1 protein-coding gene is annotated in these 1,462 nt (G+C 54.7%); it reads left to right on the top strand.

Annotation, left to right across the window (positions count from 1 at the left end):
• Positions 1-1,462: DUF1549 domain-containing protein (locus RMO15_RS03740; protein ID WP_309707976.1), on the top strand; the 1,462-nt coding region annotated here is incomplete at both ends.

Genomic DNA, 1,462 nt, shown 5'->3' with positions numbered 1-1,462 from the left:
GGGTCTCTCGCTCATTCACGAATGTGGGAGCGCATCACCTCGAAGGATGCCGACGACAGAATGCCGCCCCAAGACCCGGCGATTCGCCCCCTTACTCCAGAGAAAATCGCGATTCTGAAACAGTGGATCGAAGAGGGTGCTGGATTCAAAGGTCACTGGGCCTTCATCCCACCCGTACCGCCCGCGATTCCAAAGATCAAAAATCCGACCTGGGCAAAGAATCCGATCGACAACTTTATTGCCGAAAAATTAGCCGCGAGCGGCTTCAAGCCAGAGGGCCAGGCCGACAAACCCACGCTCATTCGCCGTGTTTCGCTCGCCCTTACGGGCTTGCCGCCCAAGACAGAGGAGGTCGAAGCGTTCTTAAAAGACTCCAGCCCACTAGCCTATGAGAAGATGGTGGATCGGTTCTTGAGTAGCTCTGGGTACGGTGAGCACCAAGCCCGCTACTGGCTCGATGCGGTGCGCTACGGCGACACTCACGGACTTCACCTTGACAACGAACGAGGCATCTGGCCGTATCGAGACTGGGTGGTGAGTGCGCTCAACCGCGATGTCCCGTTTGACAAAATGACCGTCTGGCAACTGGCAGGTGACCTTCTGCCGAATCCGACTCAGGAGCAGAGACTCGCTACTGGCTTTGTGCGGATGAACCCAACGACCGCCGAGGGCGGAGCAATCGTAGAGGAGTTCTTGGTCAAGAATACGGTCGATCGCGTGGACACGACTACAACCGTTTATCTTGGCATCACCATGGCTTGCGCTCGATGCCACGACCACAAGTACGACCCATTCACCGCGAAGGACTACTACAGCATGTTCGCGTTCTTGAACAATACGACGGATGATCCGATGGACGGAAACTCAAAAGTCCATCCGCCCGTGCTGAAAGTTCCGACAAAACTCCAGTCCATGAGGCTGCTCCAGCTCAAGAACACCGAAGATTCCCTCTTCAAAGGCTTGGACTTGTCGACGGCGAGGGCCTGGGCTTCGAAGGGTGTTCGACTCCCCAAAGTTGGAAATTGGGAAATTTCTACCGTTTATTCTGCCGCTAACTACAAGGCTGCATACGACCAAGTTTTTGCTCCGGAAACCGAACAGAGTGGGACTTGGAAACCGACCAAAGTTGCAAATTCATTGGCCCTCAACGGGATTGTCAAGAAAGACAATGCGGCGGTTTATCTTCGAACAACTTTCACCCCGGAAAAAGCCGGTGACTTCACCATTCGAGTCCAGAGTGACGACGGTCTGAAAGTTTGGCAAGACGGAAAACTGGTACACGGATTTTCCGGCGAACGCTCTGTCTCTGAGGCTGGAGGCACCGTAACACTCACTTTGCACGAAGGGCCGAACAAGCTCCTTTTCAAGATCGTCAACGCCACAGGTTCGGACGGATTCAACATCGGCTACGGCACCCCAGCGGATGTTCGGATCATGAAACTTGGGCCTATCGCCGCCAAAC

This window comes from Armatimonas sp. (genome assembly GCF_031410135.1).
Taxonomy (GTDB): Bacteria; Armatimonadota; Armatimonadia; order Armatimonadales; family Armatimonadaceae; genus Armatimonas.
Note: the sequence above shows the minus strand (reverse complement) of the source record. Positions and strands in the feature narration are given on the sequence as shown.